Origin of the sequence: Paenibacillus sp. Soil787, from assembly GCF_001429545.1 — a bacterium.
Lineage (GTDB): Bacteria > Bacillota > Bacilli > Paenibacillales > NBRC-103111 > Paenibacillus_E.
The window spans coordinates 338,874-359,868 of record NZ_LMSP01000001.1; the positions used below are offsets into that span (position 1 = coordinate 338,874).

Here is a 20,995-nt window from a genome sequence, read left to right on the forward strand (position 1 = left end):
TAAATATAAAGAGGGGGAACCTTTATATGCTCAAAATGATGCTCGTTGATGATGAGAAGACCGTGTTACAAGGAATTTCACATATTTTGAACAGATATTGCCCGAATTACGAAGTCATAAGCATGGTTCAAAGCGCTGCGGAGGCACTGATCATTCTACAAGATATTTGCGTCGATGTCGTGATTACGGATGTGAAGATGCCTGATATGGACGGAATCGAATTTACGAAACAGATTCGGACGTTATACCCGCAAACCGAAGTGGTTGTTTTGAGCGGATACGACGATTTTGAATTCGTCAGACAGACAATGAAGAACGGGGCGTATGATTATTTATTAAAGCCATGTCACTATCAGAGTATCTTGGACATTTTACGTAAGCTTGAAGAAGGTATCGTGCAGCGTAATAAAAAAGCGGCTATTTCGGACGAGCAAGAATGGTTCGAAAAGTATGCCGATTACGATAACCTAAAAATGGCCGTTGTTTCTGTTCAAGGGTGCACAGATTCGGGATTTATGGAGCATCTCAAACAAGAATTGAAGAAAGGGAATATGCCGAAGGAATATGTTGAATGTATCGCGGTTGATCATCATTACGTAATCCTTTTTCAACATTCCTTAGATGTATCCGCAGCAAGGCAGCGATTTTACAGTTATCGTCAAAGCTTGTTCCAGAGAGGTTATTCCACGAACTGGGCCGTCGCTGACTGCCATCGTGGCACGGCGCGTTTGAAACAAACCTTTAATTTTTGTGTGGAAATGATTGACTTTCTACAATTCAATGAAATGACCATCGTTTTGGATGTGGAGATGTACCAGAAATATGCGGACAAGCAAAAAACACAGCATTTTAGTCATTATTTTTCAAGCGAGACACTGGGGAAATATTTAATGAACGGAGATTTCGAAAAATTAAATCACTATCTGGAAACGAAGTGGAGTCAACTGTCTCACAGAGACTCTTTCTGGGATCCGAAATTACTGAAGAATGAGGCAGTGAAAGAAGTACTTTATTTGGAACATCAATTGATGGATCATGGGCTTCAACCTATTTGCGGGGAATTTGCGGATTATATTGAAAAAATCAATCTGTTGCCCACCTACCGAACGTTATTGGATTGGTTGAAAAATATGATCATGGACATCGTTACGAATTTGCATGTCGAAGGGCCTACGCCTCAATACATTCATGTTGTGAAGAAATATATCGAAACTCATTATATGGAAGATCTATGCTTGAAGACGGTTTCGGACACCGTATTTCTGAATCCATGGTATTTTAGCACCCAATTCAAGAAATATATGAATATCACTTTCAGTGAATATTTGAATCAAGTCAGGGTGCGTATGGCGAAGCAATTTTTAAGACAAAGGGATTTAAAAGTGTATCAAGTGGCCGAAATGGTAGGTTTTCAAGATGCTGCTTATTTTAGCACCGTGTTTAAAAACGTTGAAAATATGAGCCCAAAGGATTTTCAGAAAACGGTTTCATAAAAGTGCTAATGCTTTTAAAAGAAATCAAAGATTATTAAAATTTTTAATTTTGCACAGCTGATACAATCTAATAAATCGTACAAAGGAGGAGTCGAAGTGAGAAAAAAGCAAGGTTTTATCAGCTTGGTTTTAACGTTAATGCTGCTGATGAGTGCATGCAGTGAAGAAGCGACTAATACCAAAGAACCTGCAAGCACAGACTCGGGTAAACCAATGGCAAGTGCAGCTGCAACTGCTGCAAACACTGTGGGTGGAGGGAAAATGACCGATGTCGGTACGCCAAGAAATCAAACACTGATTGTCGACATTTTGAGCGGTAAAACCGCTGACCCGGATCTGGTGAATCCATACGTGCCAGGTGCGGTGCCGATGGATGCCGGGTTCCATCAATTGATTTTCTCAAGCTTATGGGAAATTAATACAGAAAAAGGGGAACAAATTCCTGACTTGGCGGCGACATTTCCGGAACCTCTAGACAACACCAATACGAAATTTAAATTCAAGCTGCAAGAGGGCTTAGCTTGGTCCGATGGTGTGGAATTCACGTCAGATGATGTCGTGTACACGTCAGATATGATCATTAAAACAAAAGAACTCGGATACAGCGGTTACTATGCGAGCCTCGTGAAAAGTATGAAAGCGCTAGATAAATATACGATCGAGGTAGAAACGGTTAACCCTGAAACCAGATTAGCTCAAAAATTAGGTGTAGTCATCTGGGGAACTGCCTTCCGAGTCATGCCTAAACATATTTGGGAAAAGGAAGATCCGACGAAATTTAAGTTCAAGGATCCTGTCGGTCTCGGACCGTATACGTTGAAATCACGTGATCCTCAGGGGAACTGGTTCCTCTATGAGAAACGTAAAGACTGGCAAAAAAGCGATATCGGTAAAATCGTTGGCGAGCCAGGCGCGCAATACATCCTGTTCAAGTTCTTCGGGCCAGAAGAAAAACGGATCATCGCATCCATTCAACATGACATGGACATTCTGCAGGATATTACGCCTGAGAGCTGGGATGTACTCCGTCAAAAGAACAAAACGGCTCTTGCCTGGTATGAAAACTTCCCTTACGCAGATATGAACGACCCTTGTGAACGAGGTATGTCTTTTAACGCTTCGAAAGCCCCGTACAACAATGAGGACGTACGTTGGGCGATGGCTTTGATGACGGATATCAAGAATGTGTCCTTGGCTACCTTTGGCGGGATGCTGAGAGTTTCACCAATCCAACTGCCACCGATTTCTGTGCTGCAAGAGAAATACCACAAGCCTATGTTGGGTTGGCTTAAAGAGTTTCAACTGAGCGACGGTTACAAGCCTTTTGATGAAAGCTATGCGACTGACATGGTGGAAATGTTGAAGCAGCAAGGTATTAAAGGTTTGCCGACGGATATGAAAGAAGCTGTAAACACCTTTGGGGTAGGCTGGTATAAATACGATCCTGCCGAAGCCGGTAAACTGCTTGAAAAAGCCGGATTCAAGAAGCAAGGCGACAAATGGTTGAAACCTGACGGCACGCCATGGAAAGTGACGATCAACGCACCTGCCAACTTCGAAGTGCAATCCATGCGACTTGCATTTGCGGTAGCAGACAGCTGGAAAAAGAACGGCATTGACGCAAATGTACAACAAATGGATGGCGCTACATTCTGGGATAGCGAATCTACTGGCGCATTTGAGGTTGGTTCCTATTGGCCGGCTTGCGGATTGCTGCCTGACAGCACCGCTAACTTCCAAGGTTGGCATAAACAATACATTGTTGATAATGGAAAACAAGCGCCAGGTAACCGCAATCGCTGGGCCAACGACAAAGTAAGCTCATTGATCGATGAATTAGCCAGCATGCAAAGCAGCGACCCTAAGGTTATTAGCCATATTACTGAAATCAATAAGGAATTCGTTAAAGGTATGCCATTCATCCCTATGTTCGGCACCTCGAAGTTCGTTCCTGTCGATACGTATTATTGGACTGGTTTCCAAACATCTAAAAATGCATTTGAAGGCCCGTGGTGGTGGTGGTCACAGTTTAAATACTACACGCCTCACTTCAAGCCTACGGGTAAGTAAAACCTTTTTATCCAACTTAGGTCGCATACCGGGCCCGTTTGGCTCGGTGTGCGATTTTAGCCTTACCATTGGATCTAGATGTTAAACGAGGGGAAGTGACTCCTGTGGGATTTTATAAGTTTTTGCTTTCCAGAGTAATAACGTTTGTACTCGTCATTTTTATTGGAATGACAACCGTCTTTTTCATCCCGAGACTGATGCCGTCGAGTCCTGTAGAAGCTTTTATCGGGCGATTGACTTCCAAGTCGGCTTTTTTAGAGCCAGCGGCAATTGAATCTATGCGTAATACGTTGAATGAATTGTTTGGTTTGAAAGGATCCATCTTTCAGCAGTATGTCGGATTTATCAAGAGAGTTATTTTTACACATGACTTCGGGCCATCCTTCTCCCAATATCCGACGCCGGTAAATGAGATGATCGGCCGTGCGCTGCCGTGGACGATGGCATTGCTGCTTATTTCCACCGTCATATCTTGGCTCATCGGGAATGCCATCGGACTATTGGCGGGATTTCGCAAAGAAAAAGCCTATTCCAAAGCATTGGAAGCTTTCGCTATTGCCCTATATCCGATTCCGTATTACATTTTTGCCTTAGTTTTGATCATGTTGTTTGCGTATATTATTCCCATCTTTCCGCTTTCGGCGAATTTTATGGGGGATGGTTTTACATGGGAACATATAAAGAGTTTGGTTGTTAACTCGGCATTACCGGCTCTATCCATCATCTTGGTGGGAACCGGTTGGTGGGTCATTAGTATGAAGACGCTGTCTTCCGGAATTGCTGAAGAAGATTATGTGTATTTCGCCCGGCTGAAAGGGTTGAAAGAAAGAAAAATTATGACGAAGTATGTGCTGCCTAATGCCGCATTGCCTCAAGTCACCATGCTGGCGCTGCAGCTCGGTTCCATATTTAATGGAGCCTTAATAACGGAAATTTTATTTGGCTATCCGGGAGTCGGAACGCTGATCTTGGGTGGCATCCTGCAAGCGGATTATAATTTGATCATGGGGACGATTACATTATCCATAGTTGCTGTGGCAGGTGCAACTTTTATTGTAGACTTCTTATATCCGTTCTTGGATCCCCGGGTGCGTTATAAGTAGCAAGCGGATGCTTATGAAGCCAGTTTTGCTCCGCAAAACTCTCAGGAGGAAATGGCATGAAAAATTGGAACTTTCGTTTGAAAACCGGCATGTTCATTCTGGGGGTATTTCTGATTTTAGGATTTATTGCTCCGTTATTTCACTCAGGTAATCCTCTTGAATGGGGAACATACACAAAAAATTTGAAACCAAGTTCGATGCATATTTTCGGGACGACGAACCTCGGTCAAGATACGTTCTGGCTGTTGGCCAAATCTGTTCAAAACTCCTTCATCATAGGCATAATGGTCGCCTTTTTCGCAACATTAGTTGGCGCTTTGCTCGGGCTTTTAGCCGGATTCAAAGGGGGAGCGCTGGATAGAATTATAACCGTACTTTCCGATTCCTTTATCGTTATCCCTTATCTTCCTATTTTGATTTTGTTTCAGAGTATTATGAAGGGCAGGGAACCCTTATTGTTTATGACGGTCATCCTGATCATTTTTAACTGGCCTTGGCCAGCCAGACAGCTTCGCTCCATGGCACTATCGTTAAGTGAACGCGAATTTATTAATACCGCGATATTTTCCGGGCAGGGTACATTTAAAATTATTGTCAAAGAGATATTTCCCTTTGTTGCAGGTTGGTCTGTGGCCAATTTTGTCAATACGATTCTGGTTGCGATCGGAGCTGAATCCGGTTTGGCGGTAATTGGATTATCCAGTAATGAGAAAGCGACACTCGGAACGATGATCTACTGGGCAAACCAACATCAGGCTATGTTAGCCGAACGGTGGTGGTGGATTGGATCGCCGGTCCTCGCCATTGCTCTTATCTTTATTGCCCTGTTCCTGACAATGACGGGATATCAGCAATATTCTGCGTTAAGGAGGGGGAAATAACATGCTGCGATTAAATAACGTAAGCGCACAATACAACATGCTGACCGAATACGTGAAAGCAGTGGACCATGTCAATTTTGAAGTTCGAAAAAATGAAATTTTTGGAATTGCAGGTGAGTCAGGCTGCGGCAAATCGACATTGCTGAAAGTCATGTATGATTTGATCAGCTATCCATTGGAAATTTCGGAAGGCTCAGTGGAGATCCACTCGACAGATAAAAATGGCAATCCGCTGGTTTATAAAAACGGCGACATCCACAAAAGTTGGTGGAAGATCATTTCTTATGTACCGCAGGGTGCCATGCACGTAATGAATCCTGTGACCAGAATCAAAAGCCAGTTTTTTGACGCAATCAGCAAATACCATGATAAAAAGAACAAAAAAGAGCTGGAAGCCGAAATTGCGGCCTACTTAAAAGAATTAGAGCTTTCGCCGGAGGTGTTGAACGCATATCCCCATCAATTAAGCGGAGGGATGCGGCAGCGTGTATTGATTGCACTGGCTACATTTCTCCATCCGGAAATTGTACTGGCTGACGAACCGACAACCGCACTGGACGTTATCGTCCAAAGAGGAATTCTGACCATGCTGTCCCGCGTCCAAAAGAAAATGGGGAACTCTATGGTTATCGTATCCCATGATATGGGGGTTCATTATCAAATCACGAATCGAATGGGCATTATGTATGCTGGGCAAATGATCGAAGTTGGACCGACGGAACAGATCTTCACTAATCCCCAGCATCCGTATACCAAAATGTTAATTAACGCATTGCCTAAAGTAGGTGACAACAGTCAGAAGGAAGGAATTCCAGGCACGCCTCCTAGTTTGAAACAACCCCCTGCAGGATGCAGGTTTGCTGCAAGATGCCCTGTTGCTATGGACTTATGCCGCACAAGGGTACCGGCTCGATATGAGGTTGGGGCCGATCATTTTGCCAGCTGCCACTTGCTGAGTGATATGGATATTGCGGTGGAGGTGGAGAGACATGGCGCATAATCGGTTAGAAATCAATAATCTCTCACGGCAATTTAAAATCGGCGGCATGCTGTTGGGTAAGAAAATCGTAGCTGTAGACAAGATCGACCTGAAACTGCCAGGCGACAAACCGCAAATTATGAGTATCGTAGGCGAATCCGGATGTGGGAAAACGACACTGGCCAGAATGATTCTGCGACTTCAGGAACCGTCATCAGGTGAGATTAAGATAGATGGAATCCCTTTGTCTTATTATGACAAACGAAAAAACCGCAAAGAGTTCTTAAAGAAAGTACAACCCATTTTCCAGAACCCCTTCACCTCATTCAGCATGAGAAAAACGGTGGACACTTATTTATTTGAGACGGCATTGAACCTGGAGATCGCCAAGAATAAGCAAGAAGCCCAAACGGTTGTAAGTGAAGTCTTGCATTCAGTTGGGCTTGAACTTGACCATATTAGAGGGAAATTTCCGAATCAATTTTCCGGCGGAGAGCTGCAAAGGATTTCTATCGCGCGTGCATTGATTCCTAAACCGAGTTTGATTGTCGCCGATGAACCTGTAGCGATGATTGATGCTTCCCTGCGTATGAATATTGTGAACTTGTTTAAAAAGCTCAAAGACGAGTACAAGGTTAATTTTATTTACATTACGCACGACCTTTCAACTGCCTACTATGTTAGCGACTATATTGCGACGATGTATCGCGGGCAATTAATTGAGTTCGGCGATGCGAAACTTATATTGAATAAGCCATCACATCCGTATACGGAATTATTGTTAGATTCAATACCAAGAGTGGGAAAGAAATGGAATGAAGATATCGTGCTTCCTGATATGGAAGACAAGGAGTACAGGCTTGACGGCTGTAAATTTGCAAATCGCTGTTCGTATGCCAAGGATATTTGCCGTTCGATGAGTCCCCAAAAGGTCCAGCTCGATAAGGAACACATGGTTCTTTGTTTTAAGCACAATGATTACAGCTAAATGACAAGGGTTTGGATTCTCAGCTAGATACCAGGAAACGTCTGCATAAATTGCCTCGGTGACACGCCTTCAGATTGTTTGAATGCCTTACTGAAGGCGAAAACGCTGCTATAGCCGATCTTTTCGGCGATGGATGTCAAGGAAAGCTGGCTGTAGATCATGAGTTCCTTCGCTTTTTCAAACCGATATTTCATTTGAAATTGATGGGGGGAGAGTCCAAATTTTTGCTTGAACAGTCTTGAGAAATGGTAAACGCTCAGGCATGCTATTTTTGATAAATCATCAAGACTGATAGGCTGACCATAGTTTTCTATAATGTGCGTGACAGTGTTTTCCAAAGCGGTTTGATGAAGGACAAACGGGGAACCCGCGGCCGGCTCCAGGCCTTTCAAGATCAGATAAAGGATTCTAAGCGTCAGGGATTTTTGAAGGATCGGGAAGTCCGTATCGCTTCTTTCGTAGGCATGAATCAATTGAATCAGGCTTACATGAATCTCACTGTGATTCTTAATCCGTATGACATCGGGAATGTTTAAAATATGGCTAAGCACGTCCGGACGAATCCAGGAAGTCTCGATTTCCTGACACTCGGTCTTCCTTTTGAAATTAATGGGAACATCCTCAAAATTGTCGTAGTACAGCACATCGAAATGAATGTGCGGCATCCAGCTTTCACCGGCTGACCCTAGGAATTCATGTTCCTTCCCAGGTTTAAAAAGAACGATGTCGCCCGGCTCAAGGGTGTAAACCGTTTCTTCAATCCGGACACGAAGTATGCCTCGTTCCAAATACAAGAGCTCATAATCGAAAATAATTCTTGGTTTCATCTTCATCTCAGGTACACGATGGTTCCACGCTCTGCGTACGTTCGGAGAGAGATGCATGAGGAGATTTTTTTTATCTGTTTCCATGAAAATCTTCGCCTCCACTAAAGCAAGAATGGACGGTAAACGTTTACATTATATATGGGTTAACAGGTGGAGAGCAAGAGGTAACCCTTAAATTAAAAACGGATAGGAGAGAGACGGCATGGTTATGTTTAATGGTTTGGATATGGGAATGGGAAGCTTGGCGCGACTATCGAATGCCAAGACTCGATCCATCAGCGCGGAGAATTTCCAAGGTGACAATGGAAAAGGAGGCATGGCGGTAGAGGGAACAGGCGCCGATTGCGCAAGGGATTTGGGCATCGGCTGGAAGTTGTCTCCATCGGTAGAGATTGAAGCCGGAGCGATTTTTACAATGGCAGAAATCGCAGGGCCGGGAGCTATTCAACATATATGGTTGACCTGCTTCCCCAGCCATTGGCGCAACCTCATTATCCGTATGTACTGGGATGAGGAGACGGAGCCTTCCATCGAAGTCCCGCTCGGCGACTTTTTTTGCAATGGCTGGCAGGAACGATGTAATGTCAATTCGATTCCGATAGCTGTCAACCCGGCAGGGGGAATGAACAGCTACTGGTTAATGCCTTTCCGCAAATCTGCCAAGATTACAGTTGAAAACCTTGAACCGGATAAGGTCGTCCTGTATTACCAAGTCGACTATACGTTGACTGAAGTGCCGGAAGACATGGCTTATTTGCATGCGCAATGGAGAAGAAGCAACCCTGTACCTTATAAGGGTGTTCATACACTTATCGACGGCGTGAAAGGCAAAGGGCATTACGTGGGCACTTACTTGGCTTGGCAGGTCAACAATACAGGCTGGTGGGGAGAAGGAGAAATTAAATTCTACATGGATGGTGACGATGAATTCCCGACGATATGCGGTACCGGAACTGAGGATTATTTTGGCGGGGCTTGGAATTGGGAACAGCCGCAAGGGCAGTATGGCACTTATTCGACACCATTTCTGGGGATGCACCAGGTCATTAAGCCTGATGGACTATACCGCAGCCAGCAGCGCTTTGGCATGTATCGCTGGCATGTGATGGATCCGATCCGTTTCGAACAGGAGCTAAAGGTGACGATCCAAGATTTGGGTTGGCGTTCCGGAAGAAGATATTTGCCGCAGCAAAGCGATATTGCCTCGACTGTGTTCTGGTATCAGGCTGAGCCTCATGCGAGGTTTCCTGAGTTGCCAGGGAATGATGAACGGGAGGTCATTTAACGATGTGGCCCGAATGGGACCGTGTGGTCGAGCTTGCATAACGTAATTAATCAGGAAGACAGAAGGGGCTGTCCCAAACTAATATGGCCTTACGACCACCACCATGAAAGTAAATAAATTCACTAGGGCACAGAAAACCAAAAAAATGAGGTGGCAAGGTTATTCTTGCCTTCTCATTTTTTTGGTTTATCTGTCGATTGCAAAGAAAAGTCACTTGAGCTCTAGTTAGGGAAACGTCGGAACGTTATTTTGGGAAATCTGTGCTTGAAATCGAATAAGAGGAACATGAGTGCGCTATTTGATCAATAGGAACGATATGGAGGCAAAAAACCACGAGATAACGCATCGTCGTTCCTCTTCCTCATGATTTAGGGTGTTTTTCGTCCAAATAACGCATCGACGTTCATTTTGGCAATGGAAAATGGAGGCGATTTGCATGACAGTATAAGCTAAGAAAAGACGCGATGTAAGGGGAAATTTTTTAGGCGGGGTGACTATTTTTATTTTCGGAAAATGTGTGGAATGAATAAGAAAAATGTGGTTGACAGACGAAGGTTTGCGGAATTAAAATATGTGTAAACGATTACGTAATCGATTACACACTAATTTCAAAAGAGCTGGAGTGATCAAACATGGAAAATGTTAAAGTTGAAAACCGTTTGAAAGGTTCTATGCCCAAAATCGGCATTCGTCCTGTCATTGATGGGAGAAGAGGCGGTATTCGCGAGTCGTTAGAAGACGTCACCATGGACATGGCCGTTACAGTAGCTCGTTTCTTAATTGAGAATATCAAACACTCTAACGGGTTGGATGTCGAATGCGTAATCTCCGACACCTGTATCGGAGGAGTTGCGGAAGCCGCACAGGCAGCGGAAAAATTTGCTCGAGCAGGTGTCGGGCTAACGATTACAGTAACTCCATCCTGGTGTTATCCTACGGAAACAATGGATACGGATCCTCATATGCCCAAAGCGATCTGGGGCTTCAATGGAACTGAACGCCCAGGGGCCGTTTATCTGGCTGCAGCATTAAGCGCCCATAACCAGAAAGGGCTGCCCGCATTCAGCATTTACGGCAAAGACGTGCAGGATATGGGGGACAATTCCATCCCTGAAGATGTTCAGGCCAGATTGCTGCAATTTGCTAAAGCGGGGCTTGCGGTAGCAACGATGCGAGGGAAATCGTATTTGTCGATGGGATCTGTATCGATGGGAATCGCAGGCTGCATTGTAGATGAGAACTTTTTCCAAAATTACTTGGGCATGAGAAACGAGTACGTAGATATGAGCGAATTTGTGCGCAGAATGGAACGCGGAATTTATGATCCTGAGGAGTTTGAGAAAGCTCTCGGGTGGACCAAAGAAAACTGTCAAATTGGGCAGGATGTGAATCCGCCGCATCTGACAAGATCAGATGAGCAGAAGCAAGGCGATTGGGAGACTGTGGTGAAAATGACGCTCATCGCCCGTGACATGATGGTGGGCAATCCGAAGCTCGCGCAATTGGGTTACGGCGAGGAAGCGCTCGGACGCAACGCGATTGCAGCGGGGTTCCAAGGCCAACGAGCTTGGACGGATCACTTCCCGAACGGTGACTTCATGGAAGCAATTTTGACAAGCTCCTTTGATTGGAACGGCATCCGCGAGCCATACATGCTTGCGACTGAGAATGATACGCTCAACGGAATTACGATGCTTTTCGGTCACCTCTTGACCGACGCGGCACAAATATTCGCTGATGTGCGCACGTACTGGAGTCCGGATGCGGTGAAGCGCGTAACAGGCCATCAGCTGATAGGAATGGCAGCAAACGGAATTATACACCTTATTAACTCCGGCCCGGCGGCACTGGATGGAACCGGCAGACAAGAGAAAGACGGAAAGCCTGCAATGAAACCGTTCTGGGAAATCACGCAGGACGAAGCGAAGCAGTGTCTGGAAGCGACGCAGTGGTGCCCAGCCGTTGACTTTTTCCGCGGAGGCGGGTATTCAACCGATTTCACGACACGTGAAGGAATGCCGGTTACCATGGCTCGCATTAATTTGATCAAAGGGCTTGGTCCCGTTCTTCAACTTGCTGAGGGCTATACGGTTGAGCTCCCGGACGACGTTCATGACAAGCTCGACCAACGTTCGAATCCGACATGGCCGACAACTTGGTTCGTTCCGAACCTTACGGGCGAAGGTGTTTACAAGGATGTATACTCTGTGATGAATAACTGGGGTTCCAATCACGGTGCGCTCAGCTACGGTCACATTGGCGGCGATTTGATTACGCTGGCATCCATGCTGCGCATTCCGGTATGCATGCATAACGTTCCGGAAGATCGCGTTTTCCGTCCGAGCACCTGGACTGCATTCGGCGTGATGGAACCTACGGGTGCCGATTTTCGCGCATGCGCGAACTTCGGACCGTTATATCGTTAAAGCAAAACGCTTAGGAGGTACTTATGCCAGCAACAAACAGGCTTTTTACAATCGGAATTGATTATGGAACCCAATCGGGCCGTGCGGTGCTCGTTGATATTCAGAATGGATATGAGGAAGCCGTACATGTAACACCCTATCGCCACGGCGTGATGGATGAGTTTCTTCCCTCTAATGGCATGAAACTGAAGCCGGAATGGGCTTTGCAGCATCCGGATGATTACTTGGAAGTGCTGCGTACTTCCGTACCTGCCGTGATCAAAGCTTCCGGGATTGATCGGTCTCAGGTGATCGGCGTTGGCATCGATTTTACGGCTTGTACCATGCTGCCTGTAGATACGGAGTTTCATCCGCTTTGCCTGAAAGATGAATGGAAGGAGCGGCCTCACGCATGGTTGAAGCTATGGAAGCATCATGCGGCGCAAGAGGAAGCGACAGCTATTAATAAGCTGGCCGAAGCGCGCGGAGAACAGTGGCTGCAGCGTTACGGCGGCAAGCTTTCCTCGGAGTGGATGCTGGCGAAGAGCTTGCAAATTTTAAAAGAGGATCCAGAAGTTTACGCTCAGGCCGATTTATTCGTAGAAGCCGCTGACTGGATCGTCGCGCAAATGACCGGCCAGCTGAAAAGAAACAGCTGCACAGCCGGTTACAAATCCAACTGGCACAAAAACGAAGGATATCCATCCAGCGAGTTTTTGGAGCAGCTGCACCCCGGCTTCGCTGATTTATATGCAACGAAGCTGCGTGGAGAGGTATCGCCACTCGGAAGTTTGGCCGGAAGCTTGCTTCCGGAAATGGCCGAACAGATGAATCTTTGTCCAGGAATCGCCGTTGCCGTGGGCAATATTGATGCCCATGCTGCGGTACCCGCTGTTGGCGTAGTTTCTCCGGGGAAGATGGTCATGGTGATGGGCACTTCTACTTGTCACATGCTTCTTGCCGAGGAAGAACGTGCAGTGGAGGGGATTTGCGGGGTCGTAGAAGACGGCATTATTCCAGGCTTATTCGGATACGAAGCCGGTCAATCTGCGGTTGGTGATATCTTTGCATGGTTCGTTGAGGAGTCCGTACCGGCATATGTGCAAACCGAAGCTCAAGAGAAAGGCATTTCCATTCATGAACTTCTGGAGGAAAAGGCTTCTCAGCTGCAACCTGGCGAAAGCGGGTTGTTGGCGCTGGACTGGCATAACGGCAATCGTTCCACCTTAATGGATGCAGACTTGACCGGATTGATACTAGGGATGACACTTAGTACGAAGCCTGAAGACATTTATCGGGCGCTTCTCGAAGCCACAGCTTTCGGTACGCGTACGATTGTAGAAGCTTTCCGCAAAGGCGGCCTGGACGTGAATGAACTGTACGCCTGTGGAGGCCTGCCGAAACGCAATAAGCTTCTCATGCAGATTTACGCGGATGTGAACAATATGGAGATCAAGCTGTCTGACACCGAATTAACTCCCGCTATCGGTGCAGCGATGTTTGCAGCGGTTGTAGCTGGTTCTAAGGCAGGCGGTTACAACTCGATCCAAGAGGCAGCCGTGTTTATGGCCAGAGTTAAAGAGGAGACCGTAAGCCCGATTCCTGGGAATGTTAAGATTTATGAGGACTTATACAACCAATATAAACGGCTTCATGATGTATTCGGTAAGGATATAGATAGTGTTATGAAAAATGTGAGACGGATCAGAAACGCATAAATATGCTGCAGGTGCTTTTACCTACCAAGGTGTAAAGCACTTTTTCTTTCATCTTTTACATGGATGATAGTGATGACTGCGTTTCAGATAGCTATGTTATACTTCTGTCAAAGACTATTTGAATTGGAGAAACGGTCGATGCATGTATCGTTCCTGAAAAATTGGAATCTGCGGACGAAATTAATGATTATTCTCGTGTTGTTTATTTTATCGCCATTAATGATATTCGGCATCTTGTTCTACCAGAGTTCCAAAGACCTCGTGTCACAAAGAACAGATAAAGAAGGGCTGCAGGTACTCACACTCGTCAATCAAAACGTTAGCCAGCTTCTCAAGGGATACGAATCCCAATTGAACGATATTTATGAGCATGAAGATATCATTAAGCAACTCAGTGATTCTATTGAAACGAAGTCAAGTGATCAGATATCACTGAGCGACGATTCCGTGAATCGCTTTCTTCGCGACTTCCTGAGAGGGAAGGATGATTTGGATTCCATCTATTTGTTTACGCTTAAAGCTGCGTATTTCGGTGATTTTAAAGGACCTAACCTTTTTACGCAATTTTACCGAGATCATCCGATGTGGGACCGTTTCATTTCTTTAGGTACCGGACGGGCTGTTTGGCTGCCAAGCTATGAGCTTCCGCCTAATCAGTACAATTCCAAGCCTTCGCATTATTTTGCAGTAGGCATGCAAGTCAAGGATGTGTATGATTCTCTTCAAACGTTGGGCACCTTAATTGCTAACGTAAAAATCGATGCTTTAGATAAAATCATCAGTAACGTTCAAGTGAGCCCGAATAACGTATTATTAATTACCGATCATCAAGGCAACTTGATATGGAACCGAAATCCCGATGCCTACGGCATTAATTTGTCGACTTATCCTTTCTTTAATCAATTGGATCTACAGGAAGACGGGCGCTTTACTCAGGAAATTAACGGCAGTACTTATCGGGGCACATTCCTGCGTTCCGCCTATAACGGTTGGTATTATTTCTCCTTTGTGCCGCAGTCCGATTTGAACGCGCAAACCAACGATCTGAAGCGTTTCCTAGCGGCAACGGTCGTTGCCTTCGCCGCTTTATTCATTTTGCTGGCAGCGTTTACATCGAGTTATATTACACGCCCGATCCGTCAAATGGCAATGGCGATGAAGCATATTCAAAAAGACAATTTCGAAATGATGCCGCTATCCCAATCTTCAGATGAAATGGGCATGCTGCAGGCCGCGTTTCTCGGAATGCGTGGAAGAATAAACGACTTGATTAAGGAAGTCAGGTTGATTTCCAATAAGGAAAAAGAAGCTGAGGTCAGGGCGCTTCAGGCTCAGATCAATCCGCATTTTGTCTACAATTCACTTGATGCGATCAACTGGATGGCGATTGAGAATGACCAAAGCCGAATCAGCCGTATGATTACTTCTCTGAGCGATATTATGAGATATGCCATCAAGCCGGGTGAACAGCTGGTTACGATCGAAGAGGAGCTAAAGTGGGCGCAAAATTACGCTTACTTACAAGAAATGAGATTTGAAGATAAATTTGAAGTCATTTTTGATGTGAAAATTGATACGTTGGATTTAAAAGTACCAAGATTACTGTTTCAACCTTACTTAGAAAATTCGATCATCCATGGGATGGAAGATATCGATACAGACGGCGTCATTCGGATCACGGTTCAAAGAACCGGGAGTGAAGAAGAGATGAATCTTACGGTCATCGTTGAAGATAACGGCGGCGGTATTTCAGCGGATAAGCTCCAACAAATTAAAGAACGCCGAAGCCATGGAATCGGCATCTACAATTTGGATGAGCGGTTGAAGATGGAGTATGGGCCGAGCTACGGGACGACGATAAATTCGGTCTATGGAGAAGGTACCATCGTCACCATTGTCCTGCCTTATATTCGCTAAGACACAACGGGGGAGATCAACATGTACAAGGTTTTAGTGGTAGATGACGAGCCGAGAGTTCGCAGAGGTCTAACGAGTCTAATTCCGAAGCTTGACAATGATTGGATTGTGATCGGTGAAGCCAAGAATGGGTATGATGCGCTGGAGGCGGTCAAAAAAGAGATGCCTGATCTGGTCATCACGGATATCCGCATGCCGCATATGAACGGGTTGGATCTTCTCAGTCATTTGAAGGAATTTCCGGTACATGTCGTTATCTTATCGGGATATGGATATTTTGAATATGCGCAGACGGCCGTTAAATATGGCGCTTTCGATTACTTGTTAAAGCCTCTGAAGCCTGAGGACATCGAGAGTGTGCTGAAAAGAGTGAAGAAGGAACGACAATTGGTTCCAGCTGTGTCTCAGACCAGCTCCAGCCGGCCGAATTATTCGAAGCTGTGGAAGGATTGGCTGCTCGGACTCCAGGAGGAGAAAGAGCCGCCGAGGCAGCTCAGCCCTTTAATCCCTAACGATATTTCTACGTTTCGGATCATGGTCATTGAAGTAGATCTCATTGATGAACTTATCAACGAGGATCAATGGGGGGACAGACAGTTGGTTTTGTTTGCCGTCCGTAATATTGTCCAGGATGTTACCGGGATGAAAACATACTCGGATTCCCACTTTTTATTCGTGAGCGGTGCTCAATTGTTCTTTCTTACGATTAATGAAAACGATACGAGACAGTTAGCCAAAACAAGCATTGAAGAAGTCAGCCGCTGGCTCAAAATATCGATTTCCATCGGGATCAGCGACATCACGGACTCTTACCTCGAGCTGCCGGAAATTCTGCAGCATGCACGCGTAGCCCTACAAAATAAATGGCTTTACGGGTGTGGAACGGTAAGCGATTACGACGATTTGAAAATGGAGGACATCATTGAGGTTGGCTACCCGAATGCGTTGGAGATGGAGCTAATCAAGTCGATTCGAAGCGGTCAGTCCCATCCATCTTCGCTCGTTCTGACCGAGTTCATAGAAACGGTCAAACAAAGAAATGTTTCGTTCCGGTTGTTTCGGAGGTTTTGCTTACAATTGGTTTCCGCCGTTATTCGATTGACCTATGAACAAAAAATGTACGATCTAGTTCTCGCGAATATGGCTCGTCCTATCGACTTATTTGACAGGAACTTTACACTCGAAGAGTATGTTGAATTTATGTTAAGCCTTATTGAATCATGTATGGTGTCTATGGAATGGAATAGAACGCAGAAGCAGAATCGGACCATCGAAAAGGCGCTCTCCTACATGCAATCGAACTATTCGCAAGATATTTCGCTAGAAGACGCGGCGCGGCAAGTGCAAATGAATCCGAGCTATTTTAGCTCTTATTTTAAACTCGAAACCGGCAGTTCGTTCGTTGAATATTTAACTGGGCTTCGTATGGATAGGGCGAAGACGCTAATGATGGATGCTGGGTTAAGATTGTATGAAATTGCGCAAATGGTCGGCTATCAGGAAGTAAAATATTTTTCGCGGTTATTCAAGAAAAAAATGGGTGTCACCCCCGCAGAATACCGACAGTTTTTCTTCCGGAAGGAGGATTGACATGAAAAAATCAATTGCAATGAGGGTAATGCTTGCCCAAAAGCTGCTGCTTGTCGTAGCTATGTTCAGCATGCTAATTTCCTGTGAACAAAGCACGGAATCAGCAAGATCACCGGAACTCGACAAGCTGTTTCGTTCGCAGGGAGGGCAAAGCAAGGATACGAATGCGCCTAAGAGGGTGCTTCGCTTATGGTCATTCCATACGTCCAAGGAGTTTGAATTTTGGCAGGAGCTGGGCAAGCAGTATCAGCAGCTGCATCCGGATATAGAAATCAAAGTGGAGTACGTGTCCAGCGATGATTATTTTACGGGGGAAAGACTGCTCGCTTCATTTGCATCCGGAACGGGTCCGGATATCTTTTTTGTATCATCACCCATGATCAAACGTCTAGCGGATGTCAGCATGTTAATGCCGCTGGACTCGTATTTTACACCGGCAATGAAAGAGGATTTCTACCCAGCAGCTCTCGATTCCGTTACTTTGTATAACAATATTTATGCGGTTCCGATCGAAACTGAATTAATGGGTTTATTTTACAATAAATCGATGTTTCAAAAGCATGAGATATCGCCGCCCAAAACCTGGAATGAGATGATGGAGGCGGCGCAGAAGCTGAGATCGTCACGTGTAAGCGGTTTAACGATAGAGACGTTCGGCGGTGTTTATCAGAACTTCTCCTGGCTTCCGTTTTTTTGGCAAACCGGTGCAGATTTAATCTCAGATGACGGTAAGAATCTCGGACTGAGCCATACGAAAGGCGAGGAGATGTACAATTTTTTCCGGGGTATGGTGAATCAGGGGTTAATTAATATGCAGCCATCACGGCCGGCAACGGATATTGGCATTATGACGAATGGCGAAACGGCGATGCAGGTGAGCGGGACATGGAATATTCGCATGCTGGAAACGCAATACGCCGATCAGCCGATCGGTGTCGTTCCTCTGCCGACGCCGGATGGCGGGAATCGTCTCACGATTGCAGGCGGCTGGAAAATTGCGGTGAACTCGCGAAGCGATTATGCAAGCGAAGCCGCGAAGTTTGTGATGTGGGCTTTTTCCGGCGATACGAGCATACCGCTCAGATGGTGCAGCGATGTGAAGTTTGCTTATTCCCCGCGCAAGTCCGTCATGGAAGCTGGTTCCGACTATTACCGGCGCGGTCTTCGAGCGGTCTTTACGAATGAAATTTTCGGTACGGAGCGGATGGAACCGCAATATCCCGAAGAAATCAACCGGATATTTACCCAGTCGTTACAGAGCTTACTGTACAGCGGGTTATCCGGTAAAGAAGTGGCTCAAAGCATGGAAGAGAAGATCGACCGCTTCCTGTCCAAAATCCAAAAATAGTCCACCTAACTAAATTATTTCTCGTTATGTACAGCTGTTCCCCCGGATTATACTCAGGATGTAGACGAAATGAAAGGGGATATAAGCTATGAAAAAGACATGGAAAGTGTTAGGGGTCGCTGCGGTTAGCTCGGCATTGGTTTTACAATTAGGTTGCGGTACATCGACAACGAATACGAAAGAAACAAGCAGTTCGACACCGAACAGCGCAGGCGCAGCCAAGGAAACAAGCTCCGCTAAGAAAGACAAAGTCAAACTGGCTTTCTGGGACTTTCACACGGAAGCTGAGAGCAAGTTCTTCAAAGATTTGGTCGATGAGTACAACAAATCACAGGATCAAGTGCAAATTGAGTATTCAACGTATGATCAAGCTTCCTACACAACTACCAAGCTTCCTACTGGCTTTGCCAGCGGAGAAGGTCCTGATATTTACATGATCAGTCCCGGTGATTTTATGAAATTCGCTAAATCCGGCTTGATGAAGGATTTAACACCGGATTTCGCAGCTGGAGTTAAAGAAGATTTTCTTCCCGCATCACTGGATGCTGTAACTTATAACGGAAAAATCATGGCCCTTCCTTTTGAATTGGAAACACTAGGTCTTTATTATAACAAGGAAATGTTGGATAAAGCTGGTGTACAAGTGCCGAAGACGTGGGATGAACTCCATGCAGCTGCGAAAAAACTGACAACAGATAAGGTAGCCGGTCTGATTATCCCGCCGGATAAAGGCCCATACTTTAACTTTATTTGGTACCCGTTCCTGTGGCAGCAAGGCGGAAACGTGCTGAGCGCAGATGGAACCAAATCTACGTTCAACACACCAGAGACGGCAAAAGCACTCGATTTCTGGGGAAGCTTCTTTAAAGAAGGTCTGTCTCCGAAAAAACTGCAGCTCGGCCCTTGGGAAATTGATAACTTGGGCAACAAAACCGCGGCTATGCAAATTGTCGGAACATGGGCCATCAATCGAATTGAAGAAAAATATAAGGACGTTCAGATCGGTTTAGCTCCAATTCCGACTCCTGCAGGCGGCAAAGCAGCAACCGATGCAGGCGGTTGGAAAATGGCTGTCAACGGGCAAAGCAAGCATGCGGCTGAAGCAGCTAAGTTCGTGATGTGGGCATTCGGTTCATCGGATCTTAGTCACGCGTTGAAATGGGGGACAGAAGTGAAATTCGCGTACTCCCCGCGTAAATCCGTCGTTGAGAAAGGTAAGGACATTTATAACAAAGGTCTGCGTAAAGTGTTCACTGAAGAAATTTACAACTCCGCGATTCCAGAACCGCGCTATCCGTCTGAAGTGGTCGATGCAGTTGGCGATGCGATGCAATATGTGATGTTCGGTAAAATGTCAGGTGCTGACGCTGCTAAAACCATCGATACGAAAATCACGGATATTATAAGCAAACAGAAATAACTTAGAATCTGGGGGGGACGGCTTGCTCCGTAAAACTGCAAGTCGTTTCCCCTTTCTATGATCGGGGAGGGGTAAAGAGTGACTCCAAGACGCAGCAATGCCCGCATGATTCGAGAATGGGTTACGGCTTACAGCTTCTTGCTTCCCAATATGTTGGGATTGATGATATTTGTTTTTATACCGATTCTATATGCTTTTTATGTAAGTTTGCATGAATGGAACGCGCTATCGCCGAAAGTGTACGTTGGGTTTCAGAACTATGTAACCTTACTCTCGGACGATCAGTGGTGGCATTCCGTAACCAGAACCTTGCTGTTTAGTGTTGTTTATGTGCCTTTGTTATTTTGTCTCGCTTTGCTTTCCGCATTGTTAGTGAATGGGCTTCGTGGTAAGACGATGGGCGTGGTCAGAACGATGTTTCTCCTGCCATTTGCCGTCACATCGGTCATTTCAGCGATCATTGCGATGTTTTTGCTCGATCCTAGGAACGGCCTTGCCAACCAGCTGCTTTCTTTGATCGGAATCGGAACCCAGCAATTTCTTGGGTCTCCTACACAAGCCATTTATTGTGTCATTCTCACCTTGCTTTGGATTAACTTAGGCTATAACATGACTATTTTTCTATCAGCTATCAAGGAAATTCCGATTGATTATTTCGAAGCGGCCCATATTGACGGGGCAACCCGCTTTCAAAGCTTTCGGCATATCACATTCCCCTTATTGCGGGAAACGAATACGTTTATTTTGATTGTCACGACGATCGCGTCCTTTCAAATTTTCGACCATATCATCGTTATGACAAAAGGCGGACCGATGGATTCAACGGAGGTTAGCGTACTTTATATCTTTAAACAAGCGTTCCAAATGTTGAATATGGGGTATTCTTCCGCGCTCGCGTTTGTCTTGTTCCTGATTGTTTTCGCATTTTCGATGATACAACTCAAATTTTTCTCTTCTAAAGATTAGGCGGT

The 20,995-nt window shown here is 45.5% G+C and carries 15 protein-coding genes; 14 read left to right on the forward strand and 1 reads right to left on the reverse strand.

What is annotated here, in order from left to right; all coding sequences use genetic code 11:
- Positions 1 to 26: 26 nt before the first annotated feature.
- The 6 genes from ASG93_RS01555 to ASG93_RS01580 all read left to right on the forward strand — a co-directional run bounded on the left by ASG93_RS01555 (position 27) and on the right by ASG93_RS01580 (position 7,514).
- A complete protein-coding gene (locus tag ASG93_RS01555; RefSeq protein ID WP_056828137.1) occupies positions 27 to 1,493 on the forward strand; it encodes a response regulator in 1,467 nt (488 codons plus the stop codon).
- 96 nt (positions 1,494 to 1,589) lie between these two features.
- Positions 1,590 to 3,563 (forward strand): ABC transporter substrate-binding protein, encoded by a 1,974-nt coding sequence (locus ASG93_RS01560; RefSeq protein ID WP_200984426.1) that lies wholly within the window; start codon positions 1,590 to 1,592, stop codon positions 3,561 to 3,563.
- A gap of 104 nt (positions 3,564 to 3,667) precedes the next feature.
- Positions 3,668 to 4,666 (forward strand): ABC transporter permease, encoded by a 999-nt coding sequence (locus ASG93_RS01565; RefSeq protein WP_056828141.1) that lies wholly within the window; start codon positions 3,668 to 3,670, stop codon positions 4,664 to 4,666.
- 56 nt (positions 4,667 to 4,722) lie between these two features.
- Positions 4,723 to 5,547, forward strand: a complete 825-nt coding sequence (locus ASG93_RS01570; RefSeq protein ID WP_056828142.1) for an ABC transporter permease — start codon at positions 4,723 to 4,725, stop codon at positions 5,545 to 5,547.
- 1 nt (position 5,548) lies between these two features.
- Positions 5,549 to 6,547 (forward strand): ABC transporter ATP-binding protein, encoded by a 999-nt coding sequence (locus ASG93_RS01575; RefSeq protein ID WP_056828144.1) that lies wholly within the window; start codon positions 5,549 to 5,551, stop codon positions 6,545 to 6,547.
- On the forward strand, positions 6,537 to 7,514 hold the full coding sequence (locus ASG93_RS01580; protein ID WP_056828146.1) for an ABC transporter ATP-binding protein: 978 nt from the start codon (positions 6,537 to 6,539) through the stop codon (positions 7,512 to 7,514). Before ASG93_RS01575 ends, ASG93_RS01580 begins: the two co-directional genes overlap by 11 nt.
- 23 nt (positions 7,515 to 7,537) lie before the next feature.
- Here ASG93_RS01580 and ASG93_RS01585 read toward each other — a convergent pair whose 3' ends face one another.
- Positions 7,538 to 8,425: a helix-turn-helix domain-containing protein gene (locus ASG93_RS01585; protein ID WP_056828148.1), complete on the reverse strand. Its 888-nt coding sequence runs from the start codon at positions 8,423 to 8,425 to the stop codon at positions 7,538 to 7,540.
- 118 nt (positions 8,426 to 8,543) lie between these two features.
- Between ASG93_RS01585 and ASG93_RS01590 the strand changes: the two genes are divergently transcribed.
- From ASG93_RS01590 to ASG93_RS01625, 8 genes are all read left to right on the forward strand, one after another.
- Positions 8,544 to 9,626, forward strand: coding sequence for a glycoside hydrolase family 172 protein (locus ASG93_RS01590; protein ID WP_056828149.1), 1,083 nt, complete (start codon positions 8,544 to 8,546; stop codon positions 9,624 to 9,626).
- A 632-nt stretch (positions 9,627 to 10,258) separates the two neighbouring features.
- Entirely contained in the window at positions 10,259 to 12,052 is a 1,794-nt protein-coding gene (locus tag ASG93_RS01595; protein WP_056828151.1) for an L-fucose isomerase, read from the forward strand.
- 23 nt (positions 12,053 to 12,075) lie between these two features.
- Complete coding sequence (locus tag ASG93_RS01600) at positions 12,076 to 13,749, forward strand: ribulokinase (RefSeq protein WP_056828153.1); 1,674 nt, start codon at positions 12,076 to 12,078, stop codon at positions 13,747 to 13,749.
- A gap of 138 nt (positions 13,750 to 13,887) precedes the next feature.
- Positions 13,888 to 15,666, forward strand: a complete 1,779-nt coding sequence (locus ASG93_RS01605; protein ID WP_056828155.1) for a sensor histidine kinase — start codon at positions 13,888 to 13,890, stop codon at positions 15,664 to 15,666.
- A gap of 21 nt (positions 15,667 to 15,687) precedes the next feature.
- Positions 15,688 to 17,256, forward strand: a complete 1,569-nt coding sequence (locus ASG93_RS01610; RefSeq protein ID WP_056828157.1) for a response regulator — start codon at positions 15,688 to 15,690, stop codon at positions 17,254 to 17,256.
- Between the two features lies 1 nt (position 17,257).
- Positions 17,258 to 18,604, forward strand: coding sequence for an ABC transporter substrate-binding protein (locus tag ASG93_RS01615; RefSeq protein WP_056828160.1), 1,347 nt, complete (start codon positions 17,258 to 17,260; stop codon positions 18,602 to 18,604).
- A gap of 88 nt (positions 18,605 to 18,692) precedes the next feature.
- Positions 18,693 to 20,024: an ABC transporter substrate-binding protein gene (locus ASG93_RS01620; protein WP_056828165.1), complete on the forward strand. Its 1,332-nt coding sequence runs from the start codon at positions 18,693 to 18,695 to the stop codon at positions 20,022 to 20,024.
- A gap of 78 nt (positions 20,025 to 20,102) precedes the next feature.
- Positions 20,103 to 20,990, forward strand: a complete 888-nt coding sequence (locus ASG93_RS01625; protein WP_200984427.1) for a carbohydrate ABC transporter permease — start codon at positions 20,103 to 20,105, stop codon at positions 20,988 to 20,990.
- Positions 20,991 to 20,995: the final 5 nt, after the last annotated feature.